A 22,069-nucleotide genomic window follows, 5' to 3' on the forward strand; every position below is an offset into this window, starting at 1 on the left:
ATGAATAAGCAACCGTTGGTCAGTGTCGTCGTACCGGTCTATAACGTCGAACGCTATGTGGATGAGTGTGTGGCGAGCATTGCGAAGCAGACATATCGCAATCTGGAGATTATTCTTGTCGATGACGGGTCGACGGATGGTTCTTCTGCGATCTGTGACGAGTGGGCATCTCGTGATGACCGTATCCGTGTGATTCATAACACCAATGGCGGGGTGTCTGCCGCGCGCAATACGGGAATGAATGCCGCCGAAGGCGAGTATCTGGCCTTTGTGGATTCGGATGACCTCATCGAGCCGAACATGATTGAGGTTCTGTTGCATAAGGCATATCGGTCGTCTTGCCAGATGGTCATGTGCGGCACCAGAAACGTGTGCCGCTCCGTGAGTGGATACGTCGTAGTCGGAGCGAATCGGATGGCCTTCCCGGCCACGAATACGAGAGACCAGCTGTCGATGCATATTGCGAGTTTGCTGAGGAACGGATATTTCGTCCCCGTGTGGAACACGTTGTATGAACATGCGTTTGTTCGGCGATGCAGAGTCCGTTTCGATGAGACTCTTCGCATTGGTGAAGATGGTCAATTCAAAGCGCAGCTGTACCGGTATGCGGAACGTGTCGAATGTCTGCCGTTTCTGTTGTACAACTACGTGGTACGTGGTGGATTCCAGTCTGGCCGCAGCGTGGGGGAGTACCGGTACCGGAATTGGAAACGTGTCTGCATGACCATGATTGCGTTGATGAAGGATTATGGGAGTGAAGTTGTTGCCGTGATTTCGAGAGGCTTCATCTACGAAATCGGCGTGATGCTCGCCGATCTGTATGTGCCGAAGGCCCTTGACAAGGGAATTCGGAGGAATCTCGTTCGTGATATCGCTGCAGATGACTTTGTGCGTCGATGCGCGCATACGGCGGAACGCACAGGGGTGCGCGATCGAATTGCATGCCGGGTACTGGGATCGCGCAATTGGCGCGCACTCGCGATATACGGGCGTACCGTCGCCTGTTTGAAGATTGTGAGTCACACATTCAAAAGCTGTTCCATGAGCGGCGTAAGGGCGCAGGAGAGCAGACGGCCATGAATAGATGTGTCATCATATTGCCGTATTACGGACGTTTCCCGAACTATTTCCAGTTGTTCCTGAACTCGTGTGGCGCGAATGCTGATTTTGACTGGCTGGTTTTCACCGATGACCGAATGGCTTATCGATATCCGTCTAATGTGATCGTCCATTATGAGTCGTTTTCCGATATGCAGTCTCGGGTGTGCGAGGCCTTCGATTTCGCGCCCGAGATTTCCGCTCCGTATAAACTGTGCGATGTGAGGCCGATGTACGGCTATCTGTTCCGCGATTATTTGGACGGATATGAGTTTTGGGGGCATTGCGACTGCGATCTCATCTTCGGCGACTTGAGCCGTTTCATCACCGATGACATGCTCGACCGTTACGACAAGCTGTTTCCAGTCGGCCATCTGGCGCTGTATCGCAATACCGAGGAGAATAACCGGCGCTTTATGCTGCCGTTGGATGGCAGGGAGCTCTATCGTGAGGTTCTTGAATCACCTCGTTCCTTCACGTTTGACGAAAGCTATCTGTCGACCAACATCAACCGTATCTACCAAACATATGGGTTCCCGATTTATCTGAGGGACCGCTCCGGCAACGTGGCTTTCAGTAATGAGCTGATTCAACTGACCCGGTACGACGAGGAACTCGACACGTATCTGATGGAGCCGCCTTTGCGGGCCGTATATGAGTGGGATCGCGGCGCACTTCGCAGATGGTTCATGAGACTTGGCGTGTTTGAACAGCAGGAGTTGATGTATTTGCATTTCCAGCGGCGCAAGATGCGTGTGGATTGTGACATGGATTCGGACAGATTCCAGATATTGCCCGGGTCGTTTGAACCAATGCCGGTGGAGCAGGTCACCGAAGCCAATATTCGTTCTCTGCGCTGGCGGCGTAGAACCGATGGCATGCGTCACCGTATCGATATGACTTTGGCCGACATGCGGTTCTGGTGGAACCGTCTGCATATGGCGATGAATCTCCTAAGTCATCGAAAGGCAGACCGATGAGCAAGAGTCTGTCTCGCAAGATGACTGCAGATGAAGAGGGCGCTGATCTGGTATCCGTCATCGTGCCGGTCTACCGGGTCGAACGGTATCTCGATGAATGCGTGTCGAGCATCGTGGAACAGAGATATGGCAATCTGGAGATTATTCTGGTGGATGACGGATCGGATGATGCCTGTCCTGAACTATGCGACGCATGGGCGGATAAAGATGAGCGCATCCGCGTGATCCATCAGGCCAATGGAGGGTTATCCGCGGCTCGCAATACGGGATTGACCGTGGCTCACGGACGATACGTGACGTTCGTCGACAGTGATGATGTTGTGGATGCGAGGATGATCGATGTCCTGCTGTCTGCCATGGGCGACCATGAAATCGATATCGCGATTTGCGGACTGATGGGCGTCGATGACAACAATGACCACGTTGTTTTTCGCACGTGCTATGAAACCGGAACGATGCCCGGAAGAGGTGCGCTGATTGATTTGCTGCGCGGCGGCGGACGTCTGCCGGACGCTGCCTGGGGCAGATTGTACCGAACCGAATTGATCCAAGGTGGCCACGCGATCCGCTTCCCTGAAGGATTGCATAGTGAAGACTATTACTTCAACGCTATCGCCTACCATCGGGCGAAAACAGTGCATATGGATAGACGCTGTCTATACCGTTACCGGCAACGTGCGGGTTCGATTACCTCTTCTGGCAGTGTTGACCATCGTGAGGATTCCATTAGGATTGCCGACCTGGTGATCGCGGATCTTAAAGCGGAAGGATTCGACGATACCGGATCTCTCGCCTTCTATAAAGTGCTTTGCCGCTATGACGTATTGTTCACGGCGGTGTGCTGCAAGGATCCCCGATTGATGATCGGGAGATATGCGGCTGCGTTACGTCGAGATGCTCGCGGGGCGCTGCTGAATAGACAGGTTCCTCTTTTTCGCAGAATGAAGATTCTGATGTTGGGTCACTTTCCAGAGTGGTATGTGAAAGGCAATCTCATGTTTGTTCACGCCGGATCCGCGTTGCGTGGAATGGTGCAATTGCTGCCCATACGAACGTGGCTTTCGATCCGTTATGTGAATCGGGACATTCCCGCAAGGAAAGGTGAGTAGCGTATGTGCCCGCATGATCATAAGACGGATGATGCTCCCGCCCGATGCTCGTTTGCAGAACCGATCAGGATTCTGCAATGGGGGATGCATTCCGGACATGGTGGCGTCGAACAGTTCATGATCGACTTGTATCGCCATATGGACAAGAATCTGGTGCAGTTCGATTTTCTTGCGGCTCATGATGCGCCGGAACTGGCGTTCGAGGATGAGATTCTTGCGTTGGGAGGACGGGTCTTTCGAGTGCAGTATTCGCAACGCACATCACCGTTCAAGGCGCGGGCCAACATGGATAGATTTTTTGCTGATCATCCCGAGATAGTCGGCGTGCATATCCATGCGAACTTTCTGTATGCCTATCCTCTGGAGATAGCTCGACGGCATGGTGTGAAACTACGTATCCTGCATTCCCACAATTCATCGGGAGGCAATACGCGTTTGGGAGCGTTGCAAGGTCTTTGCACCGAGTGGCGCGATGTGATCGCCCGCAGACAGATTGATCGGTGCCCCACTCGATATCTGGCATGTTCGGACAGTGCTGCGCGATACATGTTCCCCGGGAAACCGTATCTGTGGGTGAAAAACGGCATCGATATCGAGCGGTTCGGATTCTCATCGGATGCCAGGCAACGGTATCGGCGTGAATATGGCATCGGTGAAAGCACACACGTCTTGGGGTTCTGCGGATATCTGACCGGTCGCAAGAATCCTTTGCTGGCGCTGGAGGTGTTCACGCAGTATCACAAGATGCAGCCGGATAGTGTGTTGATGATGATCGGTTGCGGCGACCTGTTCGATAGGCTGAAGCAGCGAGTGCGCGAATTGGCGCTGCCGGAACGATCGGTAGTGTTCATGGGCGGTAATCGAGATGACGTCAACTGTCTGTATCAGATGATGGACGGATTCCTGCTGACTTCGCTGTACGAAGGGCTCCCCATGGTGCTGGTTGAGGCGCAGTGTGCCGGGTTGCCGTGCGTGGCGTCTCGTGAGGCGGTGACGGATCAGGCTGCGATCACCGATTTGGTGCGGTTCTGTTCGCTGTCTGATGACGCGCGGACGTGGGCGCGCGTGTTGCATGAGGGCGTCGCCCGGCGGGTGGATCGTGCGTCGTATGCGTCGCGTGTGGCAGCGGCCGGTTTCGACATGCGTGCCACTGCGGCAATGCTGCAGGAGATCTACCTGACCGAAGGAGGGCGATCATGACTCGTAGCGAGCCGATGCATATCCTCCAGCAGGGGATGACAGGGGTGCGCGGCGGCGTCGAGCGGTTCATCATGAATCTGTATCGGCAGATCGACCGTGATCTGGTGCAGTTCGACTTTCTGATCCCCTATGACATGCCACCCATGGCATACGAGGAGGAAGTCCGCGACATGGGAGGGCGAATATTCCGCTCCATCTACCCGTTTCGTCGCGCTCCATGGCGTGCTGAGACGGAGCTGCGGAGGCTGTTCGCCGACCATCCGGAGATCGGCGGCGTGCATATGAACGTCTGTTTTCCCTATGTGTATCCGCTGACGGTGGCCGCGAGAAGCGGCGTGAACCTGCGCATTCTGCATTCGCATGAGGGTGACGGTTTCTTCGAGAATCAGCACCGGGGCTGGCGTGCCCGATTGGTCGAACGACAGGTGCATCGGTATCCGACCAGATACTTTGTTTGTTCGGACAATGCGGCGTACCTGTTCCCGAACGAACCGTATACGTGGGTGAGCAACGGCATCGACACCGGTCTCTTTCGCTTCGATGAGATGGTGCGGCATATGGTCCGGGCCCGGCTCGGCATACCGGACGATGCACACGTCATCGGGTTCTGCGGGCATTTGAACAGCCGTAAGAACCCACTCTTCGCTCTGGACGTGTTCGCCGCCTATCGCAGGATGGAGCCGGGAAGCGTGTTCGTCGTCATCGGGCTAGGCGAGTTGGAAGAGGAGTTGCGCCGCAGGATAGTGGCGTTGGGCTTGACTGACAGCTCCGTACTGATGCTTGGCGGGGGACGTTCGGATATGCATGAGTTGTATCAGGCGATGGATGGATTTGTTCTGCCGTCCACGCTTGAGGGTCTGCCGTTCGTGTTGGTTGAGGCGCAGTGTGCGGGGCTGACGTGTGTGGCGTCGCGTGAGGCGGTGACCGATCAGGCTGCGATCACTGATCTGCTGCAATATCGTTCGCTGTCGGATGATGCGCGGGTGTGGGCGCGGGCGCTGCGTGAAGGCGTCGCCCGGCGGGTGGATCGTGCGTCGTATGCGTCGCGTGTGGCTGCGGCCGGTTTCGACATGCGTGCCACTGCGGCGATGCTGCAGGAGATCTATCTGACCGAAGGAGGGCGATCATGAATGAGCGGGCCGACGAACGCCGTCGCCTGGTCGTCGGCATGACGGCGACGATCGTCGCGTTCCTCGTGCAGCTCGGCGTGAATTTCCTGCTCACGCCATATATCATCGCCATGCTCGGCGCGGAGGCCTACGGCTTCATCCCGCTGGTGAACAACCTCATCGGCTATGCCGGAATCCTCACCAGTGCGTTGAACGCGATGGCCGGACGATTCATCGGAGTCGCCTACAATCGCGGCGACTACATGAAGGCCAACGAATACTTCAGTTCGGTGATGATCGCTGATATAGTGCTCGCCATCGCATTCGCCGTGCCGTATGCGTTGATCGTCATGTTCCCGCAAATCGTGATGAATATTCCGCCGAATCTGGTAGAGGACGTGCGCCTGACATTCCTGTTCTGCGCCATCGGCACGGAATTCTCGCTGGTCACGTCCGTGTATGGTGCAGTGTATTACATCAGCGATCGGCTCGACCGCAACGCGGTGCGCAATATTGAAGGCAATGTGTTGCGCGTCGGTGTGCTGTTGCTGCTGTTCTGCCTGTGGAAGCCGATGCTCTGCTTCGTTGCCGCGTCCATGCTGGCGCTCAATCTGTACCAGTGCGTGGCCAACGTGTACTACACGCGCAAACTGACGCCGCAGCTGACGGTGCGTCGCTCGTCGTTCCGCATGCGCGCGGTCCGTGAGCTGGTGAGTTCCGGCGTGTGGAATTCGGTAGACTCGGCGAGCTATACGCTGCTGATCGCGTTGGATGTCTTTCTGGCCAACCGTTTTCTGGGCGCGCTGGTGGCTGGGCAATACTCCATCGCCAAAACCATGCCGCAGTTCATGACGAACGTGGCTTCGATGCTCTCCTCGGTATTCGCTCCGCGTGTGCTCCGTTTGTACGCTCAGGACAGGCGGGATGACATGGCCCGTTCGCTGGCTCGTTCCATTCGATTTATGGGATTGGTGTTGTCGCTGCCTTGCGGATTTCTCATTGTGTACGGCACGGACTTCTTCCGCCTATGGGCCCCCGGAGAAGACGCCGGATGGTTGCAGACGATGAGCGTGGTCTCGTTGTTGGCGATGCTGATTTCCGGGTGCGCACGTCCTATAAGCAACGTATATACGGCGATGAACAAAGTGAAGGTTCCGTCGTTGATGTTCTTGGCATGTGGCGTACTCAACATCAGTGTGGTGATACCGATGCTGATATGGGGCGATTGGGGTATTTGGGCAATCATAATCATCGCGGCTGTGCTTGATTGCGCCAAGAACATGGTGGCGTTGCCGATATATACGGCACGATGCATGGGGACTTCCATAAGAGACATGTTTGCCGCCATGATAAGGGGGCTGGCGGTGCTGCCCGTCATGTTGGCGGTGACTGCTCTGTGTCATATGGTCGTCCCCGCGCGCAGCTGGACCGTGCTGGTGGCATTGGCATTGGGATGCACGGCCGTGGCGTGCGTGCCTTGTGTATTCGTGGTGCTGAACCGTGCGGAACGGGTGATGCTGTGGAGACTGGCGCGTGGATTCATGGCATCCGGACTCGGCGAGGGAAGGAACGGTAGACGGTGAAGATGGACAGAGGAACAATGTCGGCGGCTGGCAGGCGCATTGCCGTATGTGGCCATCATGACACGCGAGGTGGTACGGAAAAAGCCATGTCTCGTACGTTGTCACTGCTGAGTCGCCAAGGATTCGACATCGTGTTCGTGACGAAGGCGAATGTGGCCGTAATGCGAGATCTGCTGCCAGACGGTGTGACGGTGGCCTATGTGAGTGCGGATAATATGTGGGGCCGTTTCCTCGGCACGTTGCTTGCGGCAGATGAGCGGCCGAAGTGGTGGATGCGCGCAATTCGTAAGACATTGCATCTGCTGAGCGGGAAACGTCATTACTGGGCGTACGAATACGCCGAACGGCATCTGACCGGAATTTCTGAGGAACGGTTCGATGCGGTGCTGGATTTTGAAGGGTACGGTTTCATCGAGACCGTCATCGGCACCCATCTCAATGCGCCTGTTCGCGCTACGTGGGTGCATGACGAAAACCTGAAACGGCTGGCGCTCGGATACCCGTACCTGGTGCGCTACGATCGCATCTTCTGCGTGTCTCATGCGGTTCAGGCCGCGGTCGCGCAACGGTATCCGCAACTTGCCGATCGAACCCGTGTGCTCCTCAACCCGGTCGATGCCGATGCAATCCGTCGTCAGGCTCGGATGGAAGCTCCCGTATTGCTGCAAGAAGAGGTTCCGACGGCGTTTCGCCTGGTGACGGTGTGCAGACTGGTGCCGGAGAAGAATCTTGAACTGAGCATGCAGGTCGCCGCTGCATTGCGTGATCGTGGTCTGGAATTCGTGTGGGAGGTATTCGGCGAAGGACCTGACCGAGGCGCCTTGCAGAATCTCATCGATCGGATGAACTTGAGCGGACGGTTCGTGCTGCGTGGAGCGATAGACAACCCTTACCCCTCTATGGCGCAGGCCGACGTCTACGTACAGACCTCTGGACACGAAGGATTCGGATTGGCGGTTCAGGAGGCGAAAATCCTCGGTGTGCCCGTGGTCGTCACTGATATTCCGGCGTTCCGAGAACAGGTTGTGGACGGCCAGACGGGATTCATTCGGCCACCCGACGCGACGGTGCTAGCCGACGTGATTATTCGTCTGGCAGGCCATCCCGAGGAACGGCGACGCATAGCGGAAAACCTCGCGGCGTTGGATTGGACGGATGCGCAGGACGAGTCGCCGTTGTTTGAGTTTTTGGGACTGGAGTGAAGGAGCGGCGGCATATTGGTGCTTGATGCACGCGACGGGAGACGACAGGTGGCTGCAACTCGTACGCTGCCAACGTAGATGGACTGCAAAAGGCAGCCCTGATCGATCAATGTGGGCGGTGAGCGTCCGTCGCAACGTGTGGGTATGCTTGTGCCGGTTTGTGTGTGAATGCAGGTAGAACCAAATACACGTACTGAAGAATTACGCAAGCAACGACAATCGATATTAAGAGAGGTTTCGATGGCGGTTCGTGGTGATATTCGAAATGTGGCTATTGTGGCACACGTCGATCACGGCAAGACCACGCTGGTGAACGCGATGCTCCAGCAGTCCCACGTGTTCAACGAGCGTGAGGAAGTGCCGGACCGTGTAATGGACTCCAACGATCTGGAGCGCGAGAAGGGCATCACCATCCTGGCCAAGAATACGGCCGTGGAATACACCGGCCCGCTGGCCGCCAAGTATGGTCATCCGGAAGGCATCACCCTCAACATCATCGATACCCCCGGCCACGCTGACTTCGGCGGCGAGGTGGAGCGCGGTATCTCCATGGTCGATGGCGTCGTCCTGCTGGTGGACGCCTCCGAAGGCCCGCTGCCGCAGACTCGTTTCGTGCTGCGCAAGGCTCTGGAAGCCAAGCTGCCGGTTATCCTGTGCGTGAACAAGGTGGACCGTCCGGATGCCCGTATCTCCGAGGTCGTAGGGGAGACCTCCGACCTGCTGCTCGGTCTGGCCGACGACGTGCAGCACGAGGGCATCGATCTGAACCTTGACCAGCTGCTTGAAATGCCGGTTATCTACTGCGCCGCCAAGGCCGGTTACGCTTCCGTGAACCAGCCTGCCGACGGAGGCCTGCCGGACAACGACAACCTTGAGCCGCTGTTTGAGGCCATCATTTCCAACATTCCGGCTCCGGAATACGAGGAAGGCGCTCCGCTGCAGGCTCACGTGGCCAACATCGATTCCTCTGACTTCCTCGGCCGTCTCGGCCTGGTCCGTATCTACAACGGCACTTTGGAGAAGGGCAAGACCTACGGCCTGTCCCGTGTGGACGGCTCTCTGGAGAACTTCCGTGTCTCCGAGTTGTTGCGTACCCAGGGCCTTGAGCGTATCCCGGTCGCTTCCGCAGGCCCCGGCGATATCGTGGCCGTTGCCGGCGTCAACGACATCATGATCGGTGAGACCATCGTCGATCCGAACGACCCGAAGCCGCTGCCGCTCATCCACGTGGACGATCCGGCCATCTCCATGACCTTCGGCGTCAACGACTCCCCGTTGGCCGGCACCGAGGGCAAGGACCACAAGCTCACCGCCCGTATGATCAAGGATCGTCTCGATCGCGAGCTCATCGGTAACGTGTCCATCAAGGTGCTGCCCACCGATCGCCCGGATGCCTGGGAGGTTCAGGGCCGTGGTGAGCTGGCTTTGGCCGTGCTCGCCGAGCAGATGCGTCGTGAAGGCTACGAGCTGACCGTTGGTCGTCCGCAGGTGGTCACCAAGAAGATCGATGGCGTGATCAACGAGCCGATGGAAAACACCACCATCGACGTGCCGGAAGAGTATATGGGTACCGTCACCCAGCTCATGGCCGACCGCAAGGGCCGTATGGACGGCATGACCAACCACGGCTCCGGCTGGGTTCGTCTGCAGTTCACCGTGCCGTCCCGTGGTCTGATCGGCTTCCGTACCGCACTGCTGTCCGCAACGCGCGGCACCGGCATCTCCTCCTCCATCTCCGCGGGCTACGCGCCGTGGGCCGGCGAGATCACCATCCGCCAGAACGGTTCCATGGTTTCCGACCGTAAGGGTGTGGCCACCCCGTACGCCATGCAGCGTCTGCAGGCTCGTGGCAACTTCTTCGTCGAGCCGCAATCTCCGGTCTACGAGGGTCAGGTCGTGGGTGTGAACAACAAGCCCGACGAGCTGGATGTGAACATCACGCTGGCCAAGCACATGACCAACATGCGTTCCTCCACCGCCGACGTGCTGGAAACCCTCACCCCGCCGATCAAGATGAGCCTTGAGGAGTCTCTGGACTTCGCCAACGAGGACGAGTGCGTGGAAGTGACCCCGGAGTCCATCCGCGTGCGCAAGATCATCCTCGGCCGCGAGGATTGGTACAAGTGGCGCGCCAAGCAGCGTCGTCAGAACAATCAAACTAAGTAGTTTGATTGTTCTGACGACGCTGCCTTCGCGGATGCCCTGTGATGGCATCCGCTCACCTCGGCTACGAACAGTCCACTGGACTGTTCGTTTAACGCCTCGGCATCGTCAGAATAATCAGAACAAGTAGTTCTGATTATTCTGACGACCTTCGCGGGCACTTATTTGGTGTGCCCGCTCACTTCGCCTATGGAAAGTCCACTGGACTTCCCATTTAACGGCTCAGCAGAATAACCAGACCAAGTAGTCTGATACATGTTCCGGCTCCCCTCGCTCAGGGGAGTCGGTGTGTTTGTGGCATAGTATGGGGCATATGAGTATCAACAGTGTGGAATCATTGCCTTGGTCGCATCGGCAGAGCGCGTTGGTCAAATCGTTGATTACGATTCTGGCTGGCGCGCTTGCCGCGTTTGTGGGAACGTTCGCGCACCGTATGGGTGCTTCTGCCAATATTCCTTATGGTCTGGGTCTTGCGTTCCTGCTCATCATGCTGTCTACATGGTGCGCTCGTTCACGTATGGGGACTGTCGGACTTGCGTTGCATCTGATCGCGTCATCTGCAACCGCCTGGGGATTGGCCTTGACCACAACATCCGGCAATGCGTTGATTGTGGCGGGATTCCAAAGTGAGATGCCTTTCTTCTCTCAACATGCCGGATATATCTGGCTATACGGCCTCGTATTGGTTCAGGTTGCCATGCTGGTGCTGCCCGCACGCTGGTTCGCCATCCCTGCAAAGCGCTCCCACTGAGGTGCCTAATACTCTTTTCGCACGAAAAGTACGTTTGAGGGCGCTAAATCGGTCCGTGAACGTACTTTTCGCGCGAAATGTACGTTCATGGAACGGGATAAGAGTGCGATTCGCGCGAAAAGTGCATGAAACGCCGCTACGATAGAGCGGTATGGCACGTTTGAAACTCTTCTATTTAGGGCCCGAAGGCACGTTCACCCATCAGGCGGCGATGGAAGCCGCCGAGCTGTTCTCACCCCTCGGTGATTTCGATCTGGTCGCTCTGCCAGACGTGCCCGCCATCATGCGTGCTGTTCAATCACGTCAAGGCTGGGGCGTAATCGCATGGGAGAACAACGTCGAAGGCTACGTGGTTCCGAATCTGGATGCGCTGATTGACGCCACCGATGCAGCCGGTTTCGCACGGGTCAGTGTGGATGTGGCGTTTAACGCGTTCACGGTGAAAGGCCATGGGATCCATGATTGCACCGGCGAACCGGTAAGCGCTCATCCTCATGGGCTCGCCCAATGCACGAGGTTTATCGCCGAGCATAAGCTCCAGCCCAAACCGGCATCGTCCAATGCCGCCGCCTGCCGTGATCTTCAACCCGGTCAAGTGGCGCTCGGTCCCAGCATCTGCGGCAAGCTTTACAACCTCGACGTGCTTGGTGAGCATGTGCAGGATTTCGATGGTGCCAGAACCGATTTTCTGGTGATTGCACCACGTGATGTTGTTCAGGAACTGAATGCCTATGCACGGCAGAGCGGTGCCAGTGACTTTGAAACGATTATCACGTTCATTCCGCTTGCCACGGGCCCGGGAGTCGTGGCGAACATTCTTGACATTCTGCGTGTTGCGGGTCTGAATATGACCAGTTTCATGTCTCGCCCCATCAAAGGGCACGATGGCACTTACAGCTTCATCGATACGCTGGATGCCGCTCCTTGGGAGCCGCGGTTCCAGAAGGTGCTGGAAATATTGGCCATGAAAGGTATCTGGCTGAAGACATTGGCCGTGTACCCACGCCGTGAACGGCCCAGTCCGCCGGTGGATGCGTGGATGTTGCCCGAAGGAGGCGTTCACCTTGAAACCGGCGATATGCCGGAAGGGTGGCAGCATACCGAAGAAGTCAGGAGGGAACTGCTGTGGTAGGAACAGTCGGCATTGTGGGACTCGGACTGATTGGCGGCTCGCTGGCCCGACGTCTGGTAAGTCGCGGCGTCACCGTTGTGGCATGGAATCATCGCCCACATCCTTATGATGAAGCCGAAGCTGATGGCATTCGTTGCAAAAGCGCGCTCGCCGAATTGATGAACGCGCATCCTGACGTGCTGATTCTCTGTAATCCGCTAAAAGCCATGCCCGCGATACTGCGTGAGCTGCGTCCGTTGCTCGCCGACCATCCCGATACGACACTGACGGATGTGGGATCGGTCAAAGGCATGGTCCGCGAACAAGTCGTCGCCGCAGGTCTCGGTGCATGGTATGTAGGCGCCCATCCGATGGCAGGTAACGAGCTGTCAGGCTGGCGGGCCGCCGACCCACATCTCTATGATGATGCGCTATGGGCCGTAACCGTTGACGAGACGACTGCATATCGGCGTTTTTTCGCAGTGGCTTCGCTGATTGTCGAAGGCGTAGGCAATCGCATTATCGTGTTGGATGATGAAACCCACGACAAAGCTGCTGCGATGATTTCGCATATGCCTCATGTGGTGTCCACCGCGCTGATCAATGAACTGACATCCAATCCGGACCGTAATGTTGCCGCAGCGCTTGCCGCCGGCAGCTGGCGTGATATGACGCGTGTAGCCTTGACCGATCCGGATCGCACTCGTGCGATGGTCGAAGAGGATGCGCTGAATGTGGAGGTGCTGCTTCGCCATATGGCTGCACGATTGAATGCCGTCGCGGACCAGCTGCACACGGGCAATCAGGTGGCGTTGTCCGAATTCTTCGCGGCCGGAGATCCTTTCCGCAGATACAAGGCGTCGATGAAGTCCGCAGACGAGTTCACCAAGCAGGAGCTGGAAATTCCCGAAGCAGGCTGGCAGCAGACGTTGTTGTTCTCCGCTCGGCGTGGGGAAGCCATCGTCGGATTCATCAATCCGCGTCAGGCGGTGGTGCAGCAGCGTCCTGCAGTTCAATGAGGTCTGGCACCATCCATCTGGACTTTGCAGGATGCTGCCCGGCAGGATTTCACGGAACCTGATGGCGAGGCTCTTCACATCAACGGCGGTAACAGAGTAAGGTACATAGTAATCGAACGTTTGGTGCCATCGAAGGAGATGGTGCCAAACCGATTGGCAAGGGGATGATGGCAATGACGTTACCAAGACAGATTCCTGCGGGTGCCCGTGTGGTGGTACGCATCACCGAAGGCGTGGATCCTGCGGATGGGCGCATGAAATTCCGCGACTTCGTGGGCCATGTGACCTCATGGGACGGTTATACGTTGGAATTGGTCCGTGACCCGGCAGCCAACGGCTCGCGCCCTGCGCAGAACGTGACCATTCATCAGGAGCAGATTGCCACGTTGAAGCCGGTGCCGGAACGCCCGAAGACGCAGCCGAGACCGTAAACGTACATTTCGTGGCCTCCCCGTTATTCCGCAGCGACCGCGTCCAGCACCGGTTGCCGCAAAGCACGGGATGCGGGGGAGACCGAGGCGATCAATCCCACCAAAATCGAAAGCGCCAGGAAAATGCCGAGTTGGGGCCACGGCACACTCAACGTGGAGAGTCCGTTCGCCTCGTATACGACGCGGATCACGGCGCCGGCGACCACACCTACCACCATGCCCAGCACGGTGCCGAACACGGCGATGATCGCAGCTTCGATACCCAGCATGCCGCGAATCTGCGCACGTGATGTGCCAATCGCACGCAGTAGTCCGATTTCCTTGGTGCGTTCCGAAACCGAGAGCGCCAGCGTGTTCACGATGCCGAATATCGCGATCACAATCGACAGCGCCAGCAACGCGTACAATACCAGCAGAATCTGGTCTACCATCGAACTCATCGTGGATTTGAACTCGTCTCGTGTCTGCACGTTCACCACATAATATGATTTGACGGCGTTCACCAGACGTGTCTTCAGCGTATCAAGACGTTCGCCGTGAGCCGCATTGATGAACAACATAATGGTGAACATCGTGTATTCGTTCGCGATTTTTCCGGCGGTTTCATCATTCATCAGCACCATTGAACGGTAGACCGAGTTCTCAATAATGGCACCGATACGCACCTTCACGTGGGTGGTGGTATTTTTGGTTTTCACCAGCGTGCTCGGGTCCACGTTCTTTGCATCCTCGCCGACCTTCTGCGCCTGAGCGATTTTGGCTTGTGCTCCGGCGGCGTCGCCGGCGGACATCAGCTGTTGTGCCTCAGCCTGCAATCCGGCGATGGTCGTCTCTATCTGATGCTGATAGTCGGCCTGAGCCTTGGCTGTGGCCTCCTTATCGACCACGACTTGGCGGCCGTTGACCGTTACGATGTCGCCTACCTTCCAGCCGTTGTCTTTCGCCACGGCGATGCCGACCACCAGTTCGCCGTTACGCAACGCCTTATCCGCATCACCGTCATGGGTGACCGGAGCGAACACATTGGTGAACAACGACGGTTGTTCGGCGAACGTCATGGCCGAGGTCTTGTCGTCTCCCGAACCATAGGTGACCGCAAGCAGCATGCGCGATTGCGATACCGATCCCACTCCTTCGGTTTTCTTGATCGCTTCGATCACCCCATCAGGGATACGCCCGCTGGCGGCGGACATAGCGGAGAAATCAGACTTCAGCCCGGAATCCACGATACCGGCCACCGATGCCTTGGCCGAGGACGCCACCACACCAAGACAACTGACAATCGCGACACCGACGAATAGCGCGGCCGCAGTGTTCGCGGTCCGTCGCTTGCTCCGTGCCAGATTGCGCATCGCCAACCGCCCTGTGACCGTGAAGATATGTGCGGGAATCCAGCCAAGTATCACGCTCGCCGGCCGGACCAGTGCGGGAGCGAGTACGATGACGCCGACCACCACCAAAGCCGCGCCTATGCCGAGCGGCCATCCGGTGCCCATCACTTCGGCTTTGTCGTTCATCCAGTTCCATGGCGACAGCGTCGTACCGTCATTATTGGCCACGGCGATACGCCAGCACAGTAGCCAAGCTGCGGCGCCGCACACCATCATGACCGTACCGAGTACGCCTCGCGGCCACACAGGTTTTTCAGGATTCACGGTTTCGTTCATCGCCTGAATGGGCGGAGCCATAGCCGCGCGTCTGGCGGGCAGCGCCGCGCCAAGCAGCGTGACCAGTACGCCGACGATAAGACCGATAAGCATATCGGTGACACTCGGATTCGAGGAGCCGGTCATCGGCGTGCCCGCCTGAGCCATCAATGCCACGATTGCCTTGACCATGCCCCAACCGAGACCGATGCCGGCTGCTGAACCGATGAGTCCAAGCAGAATCGCCTGCACCACCACCGTTGCGAAGACCTGAGCGGGGGAGGCTCCAATCGAACGAAGCAATGCATAGCCGCGCATCGATTCACGCACGATCATCGAGAACGTGTTCGCGATGATGAATGAGCCGACGAACAGGGCGATCACTGCGAAGATCAGAATCAATGGCTGCACGAAGCCCAAGGCTTGTTTGGTGGATTCGGCATTGTCGTCACGCACCTGTTGGCCGGTGATAGCCGTTGCCTTCGCACTGGTTGGCAATGCTTCGTTGATACGGTCGGCCAGTTGCCGCTGCTGGTCGATGCTCAGCGGCTGCCCGTTATTGGCCGAACCGTACACGCCGAGATATCGTGCTGTGCCGACTTGCCCGGACTGTTGCTGGAAATAATCCTTGGCCACATCGGGTGCCAAGCCGATGATGATTGCACCGGCTTGGGATGAGGTGGTGTCGAAGATACCGACGACCTTCACGTCCGCGACACCGTCCGGATACACGAGTTTGGCGGTACTGCCCACGCCGAGTCCTGCGGTTTCGGCCGCAAAAGTATGCAATGCGATTTCGTGCTTGTTCGTCGCCCATCGCCCATGGGTTAACGTGGCGGAACGCCAGGTGCCTTTCGCAAGGCCAAGACTGACGGTCGGAGCGCCCATGGCGGAGACGGCGTTGCCGTCACTGCCGACCAAAACCAGTCCTGAGACCTGATACACGGCTTCGGCGGTCGCCACACCGCTCACCTTGCCGATGATGCTAGTCAGGTCCACGTCGATGCGGTTGTAGGTTTTGGATTCGGTGGATTGACTGGAGGAACCGGACGATGAGGAGCTCGCGGCCATCATGTCTGACGAGGCGCTGGCGTCTTCTTTGTTGCCGCGCACGTATACGTCATGATCGGAGTTCGAGGCCATCATCTGATCGACTTGGTTGTTCATCATTTCACGGAAGCAGAACGAACCGACCACGAAACTGACGCCCAGCGCGATAGCGATGATGGACATGATGAACCGCCCGAAATGTGCCTGGGCGTCGCGCAGGCCGATACGAATCATGCGTCGGCCTCCTGCGAGAAGTCATTACCCAGCCGCGATGTGCAGGGTGCGTTGTTTTGTGTGGCGTTGTCTTGCATCTCGCTTGTATTGACGTCGCTTCGGGTGCTGCCATCATCGCCGTTATCGGCGAATACGTCGAGGATCTGCTCGTAGCTGGGATGATCGAGATCTTCGATGATGTTGCCGTCTGCCAACACCACCACACGATCGGCGTATGATGCGGCGCGTGGGTCATGAGTCACCATGACGATCGATTGGCCGTAGTCCCGGACTGATTGCTTCAGAAAACTCAGCACTTCGCGTGACGAGCGAGAATCAAGATTGCCGGTCGGCTCGTCCGCGAATATCACGGAAGGACGAGCCATCAGCGCACGTGCGCAAGCGACGCGCTGCTGCTGGCCGCCGGACAACTGACTTGGTCGGTGGGAGAGTCGTTGCTCCAGACCCACCACATGAACAACCTGTTTGAACCATGCGCGATCGATTGGTTTTTTGGCGATCTGCAACGGCAGCAGGATGTTCTCCTCCGCTGAGAGCGTGGGCACCAAGTTGAACGACTGGAAGATGAAGCCGATCTGCTGGCGGCGCAGACGGGTCAGCTGCTTCTGGCTCATGGCGGATACTTCCAGACCTTCCACGAACACCTGACCGGAAGTGGGCCGGTCGAGGCCGGCCATGCAATGCATCAGCGTTGATTTGCCCGAGCCGGAAGGCCCCATGATCGCGGTCATTTGACCACGGCGGAACGATATGTTCACCCGGTTCAGCGCGGTGACCTGATTGTCGGCGTCTCCGTAGGTTTTCGTCAGATTGATGGCCTGCGCCACCACATCATCTGAGTTTGGATCGGCATCGGACCCGGAATTGGCAGCTGACTTGCCGATTCGTACGTTATCTTGTGCGTTATCTCGTGCGCTGTGCCGTGCCATACGCCTTACATCCTTTTCTTCGCAAGAGCCTCTGCCTGTGCCCCGGAGCGGGTCGCAGCCACCATATGTCGCATGATCTCATGTCGCATGATTTCGCATGGTGCGTTGAGTGCATGAACATACTCCGTGCCGGCCATAAGCCTATAGTGTAATGAAATGACGGTTGGCGGAAAATGAACAGAGGTGATCATGCGGTTTGAAGGCAGTGTCGATTCCTTTGTTCTTCATTTGAAAGCCAATCGTGGATTGTCTGCAAATACGCTGAAAGCGTATCGGGCCGACGTTGAGGCATGTCTGCATCTTTTCGAACTGCGCGGCGTTGAAGATTTGAACGAAATCACCTTGGATGATTTGCGCAGCTGGATGGCTCAGACCTCTCGCAACCATGCCAGAAGCAGCATGGCGCGAAAAACCGTGGCAGTGCGTGGGTTTTTCGCGTGGGCGCATGATCATGGTGTGGTGCGGGTCAATCCCGCCGCCACGCTGATGACGCCGACGATTCCAGACACCTTGCCGGCGGTGCTGACCGAATCCCAAGCGGAGCAATTACTGGATACCAACGATTCGGCCAACGGCGGGCGCACGCTGAACGGTGGCAACAGACACATGCCGGAGAGCGGCAGACGAGCTGAGGCCGAGCATCAGCGTGATGCGGCGGTGTTGGAAATGCTGTATGCCACCGGTATTCGCATTGCCGAATTGGTGGCGTTGGACGTTAACGACATTGATTTTTCCAATCGGACCATACGAGTGATGGGCAAGGGGCGCAAACAGCGGGTGGTGCCGTTTGGAGTACCGGCGTTGCATGCCTTGGAAACATGGCTGGAACGGGGACGTCCGGCATTGATGCAGGAGAACGCCGAGACCGCAAAGATGGGGGAGCGGCAGCATGGGCAGATCGATGCGCTGTTCCTAGGAGCACGCGGCGGCAGACTGGATCAGCGTGTGGCGCGGGGCATTGTGCACCGGGCGGCCAGACAGGCCGGCGTGCCGGATATCAGTCCCCATGCGTTACGTCATTCCGCCGCCACGCACATGCTTGACGGCGGTGCGGATTTGCGTGAAGTGCAGGAGATGCTCGGGCATTCTTCGCTGAAAACCACGCAACGGTATACACACGTGTCCATCGAACAGTTGAAAAGCCGGTATGCGCAGGCCTTTCCACGGGCGTGAACGTCTTCGGTATTCGGCCGTGGGTGGCATCTGTGCATCCGATCGATTCATGATGCCGGTGCCCATGCACGGATATGTGCCGGATCTGCATGATGCCTTACGTGTCGACTGATGGATATACAGGAACCATGCCGGCAGTGATTCATTTGGGCATGTCCGGAATATGGACATTGGTGATGTGTGCCTTATCTACCTGCGACGACGCTGAATATAGCCCCTGAAAGGGCCGTAATTTTACATGGATGTAACATGAAATTTGCTTCTTGTCTCCGAAGTGCGAGACAATGCAATCAATCAGCAACGGGGTTGGTCTTCATGTGACCGCAGGTAAGCGGCGCATGAGCCAGCCCCGTTCGCATGAGGTGGGACTGCAACGCCCCACAACCTAATGAATAGGAGAAATCAATGAAGAAGAAAGCTCTTGCTTTCGCAGCGATGGCCTGCTCCGTGGCCATGCTGCTGAGTGCCTGCGGCGGCAGCAACAACGCTTCCACCACGGCCGATGGTGGTGCGAACATCATCTACGCGTACAACTCCGAGCCGCAGAACCCGCTGATTCCGTCCAACACCAACGAGACCGGTGGCGGCAAGCCGGGCGATCTGCTGTTCTCCCGCCTCGTCTCCTTCGACAAGGACGGCAATGCCTCCAACGAGGTCGCTGAGTCCATCACCCCGAACGACGACGCCACCCAGTACACCATCAAGCTGAAGTCCGGTTGGAAGTTCACGGATGGCACCCCGGTGACCGCTGAGTCCTTCACCAAGGCTTGGTCCTACGCCGCCAACGCCAAGAACGCCCAGAAGGCCTCCTCCTTCTTCTCCACCATCAAGGGCTACGATGAGCTTCAGTCCGATAACCTCAAGGGCACCGAGCAGCTCTCCGGCCTCAAGGTCGTGGACGACAGCACCTTCACCGTTGACCTGAACCAGTCTGATTCCGCGTTCCCGATCAAGGTCGGCTATCTGGCCTTCGCCCCGCTGCCTGAATCCTTCTACAAGGATCCGAAGGCCTTCGGCGAGGCTCCGGTCGGCAACGGCCCGTACAAGTTCAAGTCCTGGGACCACAACAAGCAGATCGAACTGGTCAAGAACACCGACTACAAGGGCAACGAAGATGTCAAGAACGACGGCGTGACCTTCAAGGTCTACACCGATGACACCGCTGCCTACCGTGACATTCAGTCCAACAACGGTGCCCTCGACGTGATGGAATCCGTTCCGGCTTCCTTCACCAAGACCTTCAAGTCCGACAAGAAGGTCCAGCCGTACTCCGAGGCCGGCTCCGTGATCCAGACCTTCACCATCCCGTCCACCCTTGAGCACTTCAAGAACGACGAGGAAGGCCAGCTGCGTCGTGAGGCCATCTCCATGGCCATCGATCGTGACCAGATCATCGACAAGGTGCTCAACGGCAACGCCATCGCCGCCACCGACTTCACCTCCCCGAAGACCCCTGGTTACTCCGATTCCCTGACCGGCTCCGACAACCTGAAGTTCAACGCATCCAAGGCCAAGGAGCTGTGGGCCAAGGCCGACGCCATCTCCAAGTACACCGGCACCCTCACCTTCTCCTACAACGCTGATGGTGGTGCAAAGCCGATCTACGACGCCGTTGTGAACCAGCTCAAGAAGAACCTGGGCATCGACGCCGCCACCAACCCGATCCCGACCTTCCAGGAGTTCCGCGACGCGGTCACCAACCGTCAGATGACCGGTGCCTTCCGTACTGGCTGGCAGCCTGATTACCCGTCCGCCGAGAACTATCTGTGGCAGCTGTACTCCACCGCCGCCGCTGATGGCAAGGGCTCCAACGATGGCGATTACAAGAACTCCGCCTTCGATGTCCTGTGCCTGCAGGCCGCTGCCGCCAAGGACACCGACTCCGCCAACAAGCTGTACCAGCAGGCTCAGGAGATCCTCCTCAAGGATCTGCCGGCCATCCCGCTGTACTACTCCAACGCTTCCGGCGTCGCTTCCCTGTCCGTCAAGTCCGGCTTCGGTATGGACTGGCAGAACCTCCCGACCTACACCGAGATGTCCAAGAAGTGAGTTGAATCTCATCTGAACATCGAACGCTAGTTCGGTAATCAAAGGGGCGAGGATCTTTCGATCCCCGTCCCTTTTCGTATTGCAAGAGAGTTTTCGAAATTCTGTGATTGCCTCGTAAAGCAAAGGGTTGAAAATAGCGCAAAAAACTTCGTCTACGCCTAATAATCGGCCAAATTAACAGAAGTTTACATACCTCCGTCAAGGCATAGGGTAGACTGTCGGAGTATTTGTCGACCGGCAAGGGTGCACTGTATCCTCCTGACGGCCGGTTCATGAAATAAGGAGCAACCGTTATGGGTAAGTATCTTCTGCGACGCATTCTGCAGATGATCCCCGTGGTTCTCGGCACGACGCTTCTGGTGTATGCGCTTGTCTTCCTGCTGCCTGGCGATCCCGTCAAGGCCATGTTCGGCGACAAGCCCATCAATGAGGCGGTCGCGGCCCAGATCCGCGCAGAATACCACCTCGATCAGCCGTTCATCGTCCAGTACTTCATCTATCTGAAGAACGCGCTGACCCTTGACTTCGGCAACACCTTCGCCGGTCAGCCTGTTCTCGACGAGATCACCCGCGCCTTCCCGGTCACCATCAAGCTCGGTCTGATGGCGTTCGTGTTCGAGGCCATCTTCGGCGTGACCTTCGGCATCATCTCGGGTCTCAAGAAGGGCAAGTGGTACGACACGGTCATCCTGATTGTCTCCCTGCTCCTCATCTCCGTGCCCACCTTCGTCACTGGTTTCGTCCTGCAATACCTGCTCGGCATCCAGTGGTCCATCCTGCCGGTGACCGCCGGTGCCGATCCGACCTTCCTCGACCTGCTCATGCCGGCTATGGTGCTCGGCTCGGTCTCGATGGCGTACATCATCCGACTGACGCGCGCCGAGATCTCCTCCAACATCGCCGAGGACTACGTGCGCACCGCCCGCGCCAAGGGTATGAGCAATGGTCAGGTCATGTTGCGCCACGTGCTGCGCAACTCCCTGATTCCGGTCGTCACCTACTTGGGCCAGGACATCGGCGCTCTGATGGGTGGTGCCATGATCACCGAACAGATCTTCAACATCCACGGCATCGGCTTCCTGACCTACCAGTCCATCCTGAAAGGCGAGGCCAATCTGGTGGTGTCCATCGTCACGCTGCTCATGCTGATCTTCGTGGTGTGCAACCTCGTCGTCGACCTGCTGTACGCGGCCCTCGATCCGCGAATCCGTTACGCGTGAGAAGGGGAGGAG

General features: G+C 57.5%; 17 protein-coding genes. 15 read left to right on the forward strand and 2 right to left on the reverse strand.

Annotated features, from left to right (window positions below; genetic code table 11):
* The 12 genes from CUU80_RS00465 to CUU80_RS00520 all read left to right on the forward strand — a co-directional run bounded on the left by CUU80_RS00465 (window position 1) and on the right by CUU80_RS00520 (window position 13,756).
* Window positions 1–1,080 (forward strand): glycosyltransferase family 2 protein, encoded by a 1,080-nt coding sequence (locus tag CUU80_RS00465; protein ID WP_100495405.1) that lies wholly within the window; start codon window positions 1–3, stop codon window positions 1,078–1,080.
* Complete coding sequence (locus tag CUU80_RS00470) at window positions 1,077–2,078, forward strand: DUF6625 family protein (RefSeq protein ID WP_100495406.1); 1,002 nt, start codon at window positions 1,077–1,079, stop codon at window positions 2,076–2,078. The genes CUU80_RS00465 and CUU80_RS00470 overlap by 4 nt, the downstream gene beginning before the upstream one ends.
* On the forward strand, window positions 2,075–3,187 hold the full coding sequence (locus tag CUU80_RS00475) for a glycosyltransferase family 2 protein (protein ID WP_100495407.1): 1,113 nt from the start codon (window positions 2,075–2,077) through the stop codon (window positions 3,185–3,187). The genes CUU80_RS00470 and CUU80_RS00475 overlap by 4 nt, the downstream gene beginning before the upstream one ends.
* 3 nt (window positions 3,188–3,190) lie before the next feature.
* On the forward strand, window positions 3,191–4,387 hold the full coding sequence (locus CUU80_RS00480) for a glycosyltransferase (RefSeq protein WP_100495408.1): 1,197 nt from the start codon (window positions 3,191–3,193) through the stop codon (window positions 4,385–4,387).
* A complete protein-coding gene (locus CUU80_RS00485; protein ID WP_100495409.1) occupies window positions 4,384–5,517 on the forward strand; it encodes a glycosyltransferase in 1,134 nt (377 codons plus the stop codon). Before CUU80_RS00480 ends, CUU80_RS00485 begins: the two co-directional genes overlap by 4 nt.
* Window positions 5,514–7,079: an oligosaccharide flippase family protein gene (locus CUU80_RS00490; protein ID WP_100495410.1), complete on the forward strand. Its 1,566-nt coding sequence runs from the start codon at window positions 5,514–5,516 to the stop codon at window positions 7,077–7,079. Before CUU80_RS00485 ends, CUU80_RS00490 begins: the two co-directional genes overlap by 4 nt.
* 86 nt (window positions 7,080–7,165) lie before the next feature.
* Complete coding sequence (locus tag CUU80_RS00495; RefSeq protein WP_165775766.1) at window positions 7,166–8,281, forward strand: glycosyltransferase; 1,116 nt, start codon at window positions 7,166–7,168, stop codon at window positions 8,279–8,281.
* Window positions 8,282–8,521: 240 nt separating this feature from the next.
* On the forward strand, window positions 8,522–10,447 hold the full coding sequence (typA, locus tag CUU80_RS00500; protein WP_100495412.1) for a translational GTPase TypA: 1,926 nt from the start codon (window positions 8,522–8,524) through the stop codon (window positions 10,445–10,447).
* 310 nt (window positions 10,448–10,757) lie between these two features.
* On the forward strand, window positions 10,758–11,195 hold the full coding sequence (locus CUU80_RS00505) for an alcohol dehydrogenase (RefSeq protein ID WP_100495413.1): 438 nt from the start codon (window positions 10,758–10,760) through the stop codon (window positions 11,193–11,195).
* Window positions 11,196–11,346: 151 nt separating this feature from the next.
* The gene (locus CUU80_RS00510) at window positions 11,347–12,327 is read left to right on the forward strand and encodes a prephenate dehydratase (RefSeq protein ID WP_100495414.1); all 981 of its coding nucleotides are present in this window, start codon (window positions 11,347–11,349) and stop codon (window positions 12,325–12,327) included.
* Window positions 12,321–13,325, forward strand: coding sequence for a prephenate dehydrogenase (locus CUU80_RS00515; RefSeq protein WP_100495415.1), 1,005 nt, complete (start codon window positions 12,321–12,323; stop codon window positions 13,323–13,325). Before CUU80_RS00510 ends, CUU80_RS00515 begins: the two co-directional genes overlap by 7 nt.
* 173 nt (window positions 13,326–13,498) lie before the next feature.
* Window positions 13,499–13,756, forward strand: a complete 258-nt coding sequence (locus tag CUU80_RS00520; RefSeq protein WP_100495916.1) for a DUF6725 family protein — start codon at window positions 13,499–13,501, stop codon at window positions 13,754–13,756.
* Window positions 13,757–13,779: 23 nt separating this feature from the next.
* On the opposite strand, the gene CUU80_RS00525 is transcribed toward CUU80_RS00520, so the two are convergent.
* A complete protein-coding gene (locus CUU80_RS00525) occupies window positions 13,780–16,686 on the reverse strand; it encodes an ABC transporter permease (protein ID WP_100495416.1) in 2,907 nt (968 codons plus the stop codon).
* Window positions 16,683–17,615: an ABC transporter ATP-binding protein gene (locus tag CUU80_RS00530; protein ID WP_100495417.1), complete on the reverse strand. Its 933-nt coding sequence runs from the start codon at window positions 17,613–17,615 to the stop codon at window positions 16,683–16,685. The genes CUU80_RS00525 and CUU80_RS00530 overlap by 4 nt, the downstream gene beginning before the upstream one ends.
* A 189-nt stretch (window positions 17,616–17,804) precedes the next feature.
* Here CUU80_RS00530 and CUU80_RS00540 point away from each other — a divergent pair, with 189 nt between their 5' ends.
* The 3 genes from CUU80_RS00540 to CUU80_RS00550 all read left to right on the forward strand — a co-directional run bounded on the left by CUU80_RS00540 (window position 17,805) and on the right by CUU80_RS00550 (window position 22,057).
* Window positions 17,805–18,788 (forward strand): tyrosine recombinase XerC, encoded by a 984-nt coding sequence (locus CUU80_RS00540; RefSeq protein ID WP_100495419.1) that lies wholly within the window; start codon window positions 17,805–17,807, stop codon window positions 18,786–18,788.
* A gap of 405 nt (window positions 18,789–19,193) precedes the next feature.
* Complete coding sequence (locus CUU80_RS00545) at window positions 19,194–20,837, forward strand: peptide ABC transporter substrate-binding protein (protein ID WP_100495420.1); 1,644 nt, start codon at window positions 19,194–19,196, stop codon at window positions 20,835–20,837.
* Window positions 20,838–21,130: 293 nt separating this feature from the next.
* Complete coding sequence (locus CUU80_RS00550; protein ID WP_100495421.1) at window positions 21,131–22,057, forward strand: ABC transporter permease; 927 nt, start codon at window positions 21,131–21,133, stop codon at window positions 22,055–22,057.
* Window positions 22,058–22,069: the final 12 nt, after the last annotated feature.

It is taken from the genome of Bifidobacterium scaligerum (assembly GCF_002802865.1).
Classification (GTDB): Bacteria; Actinomycetota; Actinomycetes; order Actinomycetales; family Bifidobacteriaceae; genus Bifidobacterium; species Bifidobacterium scaligerum.